The following is a 9,093-nucleotide window of genomic DNA, read 5'->3' on the forward strand; positions in this document are numbered from 1 at the left end:
TCACGAGCGCGGCGCATGCCGCGAAGGCGGCCGAGCGCACGCGCCTGTCCGCCGACGCGGCCGCCGCGGTGGCCGACGCCGTGAAGTCGCGCATCGAGCGGATCGTCAACGATACGGTGATGCAGGAGCTCGGCGAACTGCGCGGGATGATGGCAGAGCAGTTCGACAGCCTGATGTGGCACGACCGCCAGCGTCGCAGCGCCGTGCATGGCGCACTGACGAAGCACCTGTTCGCGGCCGGCTTCTCCGCGCAGCTCGTGCGGATGCTGGTCGACAACATGCCGGCCGGCGACGGCGCGCAGACCTTCGAACAGGCCGCCGAATGGGCGCAGTCGGTGCTCGCGTCGAACCTGCCGGTGCTCGAAAGCGAAGATGCGCTGATGGAGCGCGGCGGCGTGTTCGCGCTGATGGGGCCCACGGGCGTCGGCAAGACGACCACCACCGCGAAGCTGGCCGCGCGCTGCGTGATGCGCTTCGGTGCGAGCAAGGTCGCGCTGCTGACCACCGACAGCTATCGGATCGGCGGCCACGAGCAGCTGCGCATCTTCGGCAAGATCCTCGGCGTGCCCGTGCACGCGGTGAAGGATGCGGGCGACCTCGCGCTCGCGCTGTCCGAGCTGCGCAACAAGCACATCGTGCTGATCGACACGATCGGCATGAGCCAGCGCGACCGCGCGGTGTCCGACCAGATCGCGATGCTGCACGGGGCGAACGCGCCGGTGCAGCGCCTGCTGCTGCTCAACGCGACCAGCCACGGCGACACGCTCAACGAAGTCGTGCAGGCGTACCGCAGCGCGGGCGAGCATCCGGACCTGGCCGGCTGCATCCTCACGAAGCTCGACGAGGCGACCCACCTCGGCGGCGTGCTCGACACGGTGATCCGCTACAAGCTGCCGATCCATTACGTGTCGACCGGCCAGAAGGTGCCGGAGAACCTGTACGTCGCGTCGACCAAATTCCTGCTGAAGAGCGCGTTCTGTGTACCGCGTGACGGCTCGCCCTTCGTGCCGCAAGACGAGGACATGCCGACGCTGCTTTCCGCACTGACCGCACGTTCCACCGCCGAGCTTCACGAGGTGCGATTTGGATAAACGAATCATCGACCAGGCCGAAGGGCTGCGGCGCCTGCTGGCCGGGCGCGCGTCACGCATCGTCGCGGTGGCGGGCGGGCCGGCGGGGGTCGGCTGCACGTCCACCGTCGTGAACCTGGCGGCGGCGCTCGCATCGCTCGGCAAGGATGTGCTCGTCGTCGACGAGCGTGCCGACGTGCATTCGGCCAGCGCGACGCTGGCGGGCGCGTGGCTGCGCGACGGCGAGCGCACGCGGGTCGCGGCCGGCTTCGGCCTGTGCGCCGCGGCGCGGCTCGCGCGCACCGGCTACACCGACGCGCAGCTGAGCGATTTCATCGACGGCCCGGCCGACATCGTCCTCGTCGACGCGCAGCTCGGCGGCGACGGTTCGTTCTCGGCGCTCGCCCGCGAAGCGCACGACGTGCTGGTCGTCACGCGGGTCGCCGCGCAGGCGATCACCGAGGCGTATGCGTGCATGAAGCGGCTGCATTTCGCGCACGCGTTCGCGCAGTTCCGGGTGCTGACCAATCACGTCGGCAGCCACGCGGACGCGAAGACGGCGTTCGACAACCTCGCGGGCGTCGCGAGCCGCTACCTGACGGTGTCGATCGCCGACGCGGGCTGCGTGAGCGCCGATCCGCTCGTCGAGCATGCGCGCGAGCTGACGCGTGCCGCGGTCGACGCGTTCCCGTCGTCGGCCGCCGCGCGTGACTACCGGCAGATTGCCGCCGACCTGCTGTACTGGCCGATGCGCCCGCGTTCGGGTGCGGGCCGTGCCGTGCACGCGGGCGGCAAGCCGTCGTATGAGGCGGGCGCGGCACACGCCGCGTGAGCGCCACCGCAAGGAGAGAGCCATGATGTACAACGCTCAAGGAAAGATGTCCCAGGCCGACGTGCTCGCGCAATATGCGCCACTCGTGCGACGCCTCGGGCTGCAGCTCGTCGCGAAGATGCCGGCGAGCGTCGACCTCGACGACCTGATCCAGGCCGGCATGATCGGCCTGATGGACGCGGCCGGCCGCTACAAGGAAGACCAGGGCGCGCAGTTCGAGACCTACGCGACGCAGCGTATCCGCGGCGCGATGCTCGACGAGCTGCGCAGCAACGACTGGCTGCCGCGCAGCCTGCGCAAGACGTCGCGCGAGGTCGAGCACGCGGTGCACCAGGTCGAGCAGCATCTCGGCCGCTCGGCGAGCGAGACCGAGATCGCGCAGCACCTGAACATGCCGCTCGACGAATACCAGGGGATGCTGCAGGACCTGCACGGCAGCCAGCTGATCTACTACGAGGATTTCGACCGCGCGGCCGACGACGAGCCGTTCCTCGACCGCTACCGCGTCGATCACGCCGATCCGCTGTCGGCGCTGCTCGACGAGCACCTGCGCGAAGCGCTCGTCGAGGCGATCGAGCGGCTGCCGGAGCGCGAGAAGCTGCTGATGTCGCTGTACTACGAACGGGGTCTGAATCTGCGCGAGATCGGCGCGGTGCTCGAAGTGAGCGAATCGCGCGTGTGCCAGCTGCACAGCCAGGCCGTCGCGCGCCTGCGCGCACGGCTGCGCGAACAGGCGTGGGTCGGCGCGGAGTCCTGACCCTTTACTGAAGGCCGCGCGCGCCGACGCCGCGCGCGTGTGCCGGGTGCGCGCCACGTGTGTGCGTGCTTGCGCATTCTGCGCGCCGATTTGCTACAATCCTCTCCGCTTTCCGAGGAGCGTTGCGACGGACCACCCTGCGTCCGCCAGGCTCGGAAGGCTTCACCAAGCAGCCGTGCGGCACAACCGCGTCGGCCCCGCTTCCTGAACGGCGCTCACGTCACCAATCTAGAAACTTTTTAGAAAGGAGGGCGTGATGAACGCCATTATCGATTCCAAAGCTTCCAACGATTACGTCGTCGCCGACATGGCGCTGGCCGGCTGGGGCCGCAAGGAACTGAACATCGCCGAGACCGAAATGCCGGGCCTCGTGCAGATCCGTGACGAATACAAGGCGCAGCAGCCGCTGAAGGGCGCGCGCATTGCCGGTTCGCTGCACATGACGATCCAGACGGGCGTGCTGATCGAGACGCTGAAGGCGCTCGGCGCGGACGTCCGCTGGGCCTCGTGCAACATCTTCTCGACGCAGGACCACGCCGCTGCCGCGATCGTCGAAGCCGGCACGCCGGTGTTCGCGTTCAAGGGCGAATCGCTCGACGAATACTGGGAGTTCTCGCACCGCATCTTCGAATGGCCGAACGGCGAATTCGCGAACATGATCCTGGACGACGGCGGCGACGCAACGCTGCTGCTGATCCTCGGCGCGAAGGCCGAGAAGGACCGTTCGGTGATCGCGAAGCCGACCAACGAGGAAGAAGTCGCGCTGTACAAGTCGATCGCGCAGCACCTCGACGCGGACCCGACCTGGTACTCGACGCGCCTCGCGCACATCAAGGGCGTGACCGAAGAAACCACGACCGGCGTGCACCGCCTGTACCAGATGGAAAAGGACGGCCGCCTGCCGTTCCCGGCGTTCAACGTGAACGATTCGGTCACCAAGTCGAAGTTCGACAACCTGTACGGCTGCCGTGAATCGCTGGTCGACGGCATCAAGCGCGCGACCGACGTGATGATCGCGGGCAAGGTCGCGGTCGTCGCGGGCTACGGCGACGTGGGCAAGGGCTGCGCGCAATCGCTGCGCGGCCTGGGCGCGACCGTGTGGGTCACCGAAATCGATCCGATCTGCGCGCTGCAGGCGGCGATGGAAGGCTACCGCGTCGTGACGATGGAATACGCGGCCGACAAGGCCGACATCTTCGTGACGGCCACCGGCAACTACCACGTGATCAACCACGATCACATGAAGGCGATGCGCCACAACGCGATCGTCTGCAACATCGGCCACTTCGACTCGGAAATCGACGTTGCGTCGACCCGCCAGTACCAGTGGGAAAACATCAAGCCGCAGGTCGACCACATCATCTTCCCGGACGGCAAGCGCGTGATCCTGCTGGCGGAAGGCCGCCTCGTGAACCTCGGCTGCGCGACCGGCCACCCGTCGTTCGTGATGTCGAACTCGTTCGCGAACCAGACGCTCGCGCAGATCGAGCTGTTCGTGCGCGGCAACGAGTACGAGAACAAGGTGTACGTGCTGCCGAAGCACCTCGATGAAAAGGTTGCGCGCCTGCACCTCGCGCGCATCGGCGCGAACCTGTCCGTGCTGTCGGACGAGCAGGCTTCGTACATCGGCGTGCAGAAGGACGGCCCGTTCAAGCCGAACCACTACCGCTACTGATCCGATGCGCCGCTGCCGCGGTGCCGGGCGCGCGTCACCCGCGCGCACCCGGTACGGCGGCACGGCGCGGGATCGCCGGCTGCCGCGGCGCGCCTTCGGGCACCCGCGGCAGCCGGCGGCGGCCACTGATCGTACCGATCGACAACCGAACCGGAGCACTCCATGAGCGTCATCCTCACCTGGGTCATCAACGCGCTCGCGCTGCTGATCATCACCTACCTCGTGCCGTCGATCCACATCAAGAGCTTCGGCACGGCGCTGATCATCGCGGTCGTGCTCGGCCTGATCAACACGGTGATCCGTCCGGTGCTGATCCTGCTGACGCTGCCCGTCACGATCGTCACGCTCGGGGTGTTCATCCTCGTCGTGAACGCGTTGTGCTTCTGGTTCGCGTCGTCGCTGCTGAAGGGCTTCGAGGTGTCGGGGTTCTGGTCCGCGTTCTTCGGTTCGATCCTGTACAGCATCGTGTCGTGGCTGCTGTCCGCCCTGATCTTCGGTCAGCGCGACATCGGCTGACGCCCCAGGGCCTGTTCCCTCAGAATCATGAAACCGATCGAACTCTCGTTTGAATTCTTCCCGCCGAAAACGGCGGAAGGCGTCGAGAAGCTGCGCGCCACGCGTGCGCAGCTGCTGCCGCTGAAGCCGAAATTCGTGTCCTGCACGTTCGGCGCCGGCGGTTCGACGCAGCAGGGCACGCTCGATACGGTGCTCGACATGCAGAAGGACGGCCTCGAGGCCGCGCCGCACCTGTCGTGCATCGGTTCGTCGCGCGACAGCCTGCGCGCGATCCTCGACCAGTACCGCTCGTACGGCATCCGCCACATCGTCGCGCTGCGTGGCGACCTGCCGTCGGGGATGGGCGAAGTCGGCGAACTGCGCTATGCGTCGGAGCTCGTCAGCTTCATCCGCGCCGAGCACGGCGACTGGTTCCACATCGAGGTGGCCGGCTATCCGGAGTACCACCCGCAGGCGCGCTCGCCGAAGGCCGATCTCGAGAATTTCGCGCGCAAGGTGAAAGCCGGCGCGAATTCCGCGATCACGCAGTACTTCTTCAACGCCGACGCGTATTTCCGCTTCGTCGACGATGCGCGCAAGCTGGGCGTGGAGGTGCCGATCGTGCCGGGCATCATGCCGATCACGAACTTCTCGCAGCTGATGCGCTTCTCCGAGATGTGCGGCGCCGAAGTGCCGCGCTGGGTCGCGCGCCGGCTCGAGAGCTTCGGCGACGATCGCGAGTCGATCCGCGCGTTCGGCGCGGACGTCGTCACGAGCCTGTGCCAGCGTCTGGTCGACGCGGGCGTGCCGGGTCTGCATTTCTATACGCTGAACACGGCGGCCGCGACGCGGACGATCTGTGAGCGGCTCGTCATGTAAGCGCGCTTACGCGATTGCATGCGTCAAAGCCCCGCCGGTTGTGCCGGCGGGGCTTTTTTTCATGGCTTGCGGCGCGCGGCCGCGTGCGTCAGCGCTGCGCCTGCATCAGCGGCGGGCGGCGCTCGAACCACGGCCGCGCCTGTTCGAGCTGGCGGGCGAGCCGGAGCAGCAGCGCGTCGTCGGCATGACGCGCGGCGAACTGCACGCCGATCGGCAGCCCGCGCGCGTTCCAGTAGAGCGGCACCGACATCGCCGGCTGGCCGGTCAGGTTGAACAGCTCGGTGCAGCCGGCCCACGTGAACGCCTTTTCCGACGACTTCGCGAGCATTTCCTTCAGCAGCGGCTTCACCGGCAGCGCGGCGAGCACCTTCATCTGCGCCGCTTCGAACGGCGTCGGCTGCAATTCGCCGATCTTCACCGGCGGGCCCGCGAGCGATGCGCACAGGATCGCGTCGTAGCGCGACACGAGGCCGGCCACCTGCACGGTGAGCTGGCGCTGCCATTCGAGCACGTCCGGCAGGCGCGTGCGCGCGAGGCGCCGGCCGATCACGGCCATCGCCCACGTCGCGGCCTCGAATTCGCCGCGCTTCGGCGTGCGGCCGGTCAGCGCGCGCGCGCCGAGCACCATCTCCTCGGCGATCGTCGCCCATAGCGTGAGGAAGGTTTCGGCCGCGCGCGCGTAGTTGACGTGCAGCGTCGCCGGCTCGACATGGTGGCCGAGCGATTCGAGCAGCGCGGCCGCGTCGTCGAGCGCCGCGCGCGTGTCGTCGGCGAGTGCCGGCGCGAGCATCGGATCGAGCACGAGGCCGATCCGCAGCGGGCCGGGCGGCGTGTCGAGCTCGCCGAGGAACGTGCCGGGCGCGCCCGGTGGCAAGGTCTGGCCGGTCGTCACGTCGAGCAGCAGCGCGCTGTCGCGCACGCTGCGCGTGACCGCATGCTGGACGACCAGCTCGCCGTTCGACGGCAGGTCGACGAGTACCGGGTTGCGGCTCGGCTTCAGGCCGAACAGCCCGCAGCACGACGCCGGGATGCGGATCGAGCCGCCGCCGTCGGATGCATGGGCGAGCGGCACGATGCCGGCCGCGACGGCCGCCGCCGCACCGCCGCTCGAGCCGCCGGGCGTGTGATCGAGATTCCACGGGTTGCGGCACGCGCCGAACAGTTCGGGTTCCGTATACGGCATCTGGCCGATCTCCGACGTGTTGGTCTTGCCGAACACGTTGAGACCGGCCGCGCGGCTGCGCGCGATCACCGGCGAATCGTCGGCGGGCACGAAATACCGGTAGTGCCGGCTGCCCATCGACAGCGGCAGCCCGGCGACCGCCGCGCCGAGATCCTTCACGAGATAGGGAACGCCGGCGAACGGCGCGTCGGCGCCGCCGTCGGGTGTGGCGGCCGCGCGCTGGCGTGCGGCTTCGTAGTCCTGCAGCACGATCGCGTTGATCGCGCCGTTGACCGCTTCGGCCTGGCCGATCGCGGCGTCGAGCAGTTCGCGCGGGCTCGCCTTGCGTTCGCGTACCAGTGTGGCGAGGCCGATCGCGTCATGCGCGAGATAGTCCGAGTGCATCGCTGTGATCCCCGTGGTGGCTCGTGGCGATGACAGCAGCATAACGCGGGCCCGGTGCGCGGGGCCCGCGGCCGGCGGTTTTTAGAGGTGCTCGGCGAGGAACGTCAGCGTGCGGCCGTGCGCGAGCGCCGACGCGCGCTGGTTGTACGACGCGCGGTCCGTGCAGTTGAAGCCGTGCTCGGCGCCCGGATAGTCGTGGAACGACGCGTGGCCGTGGCCGGCGAAGGCGGCCTTCACCTGGTCGACGGCCTCGGGCGGGATCGCGTGGTCGTGTCCCGCGTAGTGGAACAGGATCGGCTGCTTGATCTGGCCGGCCAGATCGAGCGCGTTCTGGATGCCGCCGCCGTAGTAGGCCACGGCCGCGTCGATCTTGCCGGTCGCGGCCGCGCGGTACGCGAGCTGGCCGCCGAAGCAGTAGCCGATCGCGGCAACCTTGCCGGCCACTTCCGGGCGCGCGCGCAACGCATCGGCGGCCGCGCCGATGTCCGCGACCGCGAGGCCCACGTCGGTCTTTTTCATCAGCTCGATGCCCTTGTCGCGATCCGCGCCTTCGTAGGTCAGTTCGACGCGCGGCTGCGTGCGCCAGAACACGTCCGGCGCGAGCGCGACGAAGCCGTCGGACGCGTACTGGTCGGCGACCGCGCGGATGTGCGCGTTCACGCCGAAGATCTCCTGGATGATGATGACGGCAGGGCCTTTGCCGCGCGTGGGCAGCGCGAGATAGCCGCCGAAGCTGTCGTTACCGGCGGGGATGTCGATCCATTGGGCAGTCACGTTCTGAACTCCTGGCGAACGGGGTGCGCGATGCGCGCCCCGGGGTGGAAGAGGGCGGCCTAGTGTGCCATCGATCGTGTGACGGTGCAGGGCACGCGCCCGCTTCTCGCGCAGCGATCGTTTCGATCTCGATTATTCATTTTTCGGCGCTGCGCTGCTTCGATAGAGTCGATGTGCCGGCCTTTACAAAGCGCTTTCGCGCATCGTCATCGAAGGATTCGCCATGTCTGCCCGTCTGTTTTCCACGCCCTTTTCCGAACGCTTCGGCCTGCGCCTGCCGCTCGTGCAGGCGCCGATGGTCGGCGCGACCACGACCGCGATGGTCGCCGCCGCGTCGAATGCCGGCGCGCTCGGCAGTCTCGGTGCCGCCGCGTTCGCGCCCGAGCGCCTCGCGACCGAAGTCGAAGCCATCCGCGCGGCGACCGATCGCCCGTTCGCGATCAACCTGTTCGTGCTGCCGGACGCGACGCCCGACGCGGCGACCGTCGCCCGCGCACTGGCCGCGATCGACCCGCTGAACGCGGTGCTCGGGTTGCCGCCGGGCACCGCCCCCGCGCGCTACGCGCCCGACTTCCGCGCACAGCTCGATGCGCTCGTGGCGCTGCGCGTGCCCGTTGCGAGCTTCACGTTCGGCGTGCTCGATGCGGCCGACGTCGCGCGCCTGAAGGCGGCCGGCACCTACGTGATCGGCACGGCGACGCACGTGGCCGAGGGCCTCGCCTGGCAGGCGGCCGGCGCCGATGCGCTGTCCGCGCAGGGCGCCGAGGCGGGCGGCCATCGCGGCACGTTCATCGGTTCCGCCGACGATGCGCTGATCGGTACGCTCGCGCTCGTGCCGCAACTGGTCGACGCGACCGGCCTGCCCGTGCTCGCCGCGGGCGGCATCATGGACGGCCGCGGGATCGCGGCCGCGCTTGCGCTCGGCGCGCAGGGCGCACAGCTCGGCACCGCGTTCCTCACCTGCACGGAAAGCGCGATCGCGGCGGACTGGAAGGCGCGCCTGCTCGCGAGCACCGACACGTCGACGCAGGTCACACGCGCGAT

At 68.9% G+C, this 9,093-nt stretch carries 9 protein-coding genes and 1 riboswitch; of the genes, 7 read left to right on the forward strand and 2 right to left on the reverse strand.

Annotation, left to right across the window (positions count from 1 at the left end; all coding sequences use genetic code 11):
* From flhF to metF, 6 genes are all read left to right on the forward strand, one after another.
* Positions 1-1,091: flagellar biosynthesis protein FlhF (flhF, locus tag G3N98_RS36375; RefSeq protein ID WP_206150832.1), on the forward strand; the 1,091-nt coding region annotated here is incomplete at its 5' end.
* A complete protein-coding gene (locus G3N98_RS36380; RefSeq protein WP_089471946.1) occupies positions 1,084-1,902 on the forward strand; it encodes a flagellar biosynthesis protein FlhG in 819 nt (272 codons plus the stop codon). The genes flhF and G3N98_RS36380, both read left to right, overlap by 8 nt.
* 22 nt (positions 1,903-1,924) lie before the next feature.
* Complete coding sequence (locus G3N98_RS36385; protein WP_006484033.1) at positions 1,925-2,659, forward strand: RNA polymerase sigma factor FliA; 735 nt, start codon at positions 1,925-1,927, stop codon at positions 2,657-2,659.
* 108 nt (positions 2,660-2,767) lie between these two features.
* Positions 2,768-2,883: riboswitch (S-adenosyl-L-homocysteine riboswitch) on the forward strand.
* 32 nt (positions 2,884-2,915) lie between these two features.
* On the forward strand, positions 2,916-4,334 hold the full coding sequence (gene ahcY / locus G3N98_RS36390) for an adenosylhomocysteinase (protein ID WP_069246874.1): 1,419 nt from the start codon (positions 2,916-2,918) through the stop codon (positions 4,332-4,334).
* 162 nt (positions 4,335-4,496) lie between these two features.
* Positions 4,497-4,850: a phage holin family protein gene (locus G3N98_RS36395; RefSeq protein ID WP_006477367.1), complete on the forward strand. Its 354-nt coding sequence runs from the start codon at positions 4,497-4,499 to the stop codon at positions 4,848-4,850.
* Positions 4,851-4,877: 27 nt separating this feature from the next.
* Positions 4,878-5,708, forward strand: coding sequence for a methylenetetrahydrofolate reductase [NAD(P)H] (gene metF, locus G3N98_RS36400; protein ID WP_089424248.1), 831 nt, complete (start codon positions 4,878-4,880; stop codon positions 5,706-5,708).
* Positions 5,709-5,796: 88 nt separating this feature from the next.
* On the opposite strand, the gene G3N98_RS36405 is transcribed toward metF, so the two are convergent.
* Together G3N98_RS36405 and G3N98_RS36410 are read right to left on the reverse strand one after the other, a co-directional pair.
* Positions 5,797-7,275 carry an amidase family protein gene (locus G3N98_RS36405; RefSeq protein WP_089471998.1) on the reverse strand — a complete coding sequence of 493 codons (1,479 nt, stop codon included), beginning with the start codon at positions 7,273-7,275 and terminating at the stop codon, positions 5,797-5,799.
* Positions 7,276-7,356: 81 nt separating this feature from the next.
* The gene (locus tag G3N98_RS36410) at positions 7,357-8,049 is read right to left on the reverse strand and encodes a dienelactone hydrolase family protein (RefSeq protein ID WP_206150833.1); all 693 of its coding nucleotides are present in this window, start codon (positions 8,047-8,049) and stop codon (positions 7,357-7,359) included.
* 223 nt (positions 8,050-8,272) lie between these two features.
* On the opposite strand from G3N98_RS36410, the gene G3N98_RS36415 reads away from it, so the two are divergent.
* Positions 8,273-9,093, forward strand: an 821-nt coding sequence (locus G3N98_RS36415; protein WP_206150834.1) for a nitronate monooxygenase, incomplete at its 3' end; no start/stop codon positions are given.

The organism is Burkholderia sp. Tr-20390 (assembly GCF_017104595.1).
GTDB lineage: Bacteria > Pseudomonadota > Gammaproteobacteria > Burkholderiales > Burkholderiaceae > Burkholderia.

What these genes read in the sequence shown, in the direction of transcription:
- G3N98_RS36395 (WP_006477367.1), top strand. Translation starts at nt 4,497, where the DNA reads ATGAGCGTCATCCTCACCTGGGTCATCAACGCGCTCGCGCTGCTGATC.
- ahcY (WP_069246874.1), top strand. Translation starts at nt 2,916, where the DNA reads ATGAACGCCATTATCGATTCCAAAGCTTCCAACGATTACGTCGTCGCC.
- metF (WP_089424248.1), top strand. Translation starts at nt 4,878, where the DNA reads ATGAAACCGATCGAACTCTCGTTTGAATTCTTCCCGCCGAAAACGGCG.
- G3N98_RS36385 (WP_006484033.1), top strand. Translation starts at nt 1,925, where the DNA reads ATGATGTACAACGCTCAAGGAAAGATGTCCCAGGCCGACGTGCTCGCG.
- G3N98_RS36405 (WP_089471998.1), bottom strand. Translation starts at nt 7,275, where the DNA reads ATGCACTCGGACTATCTCGCGCATGACGCGATCGGCCTCGCCACACTG.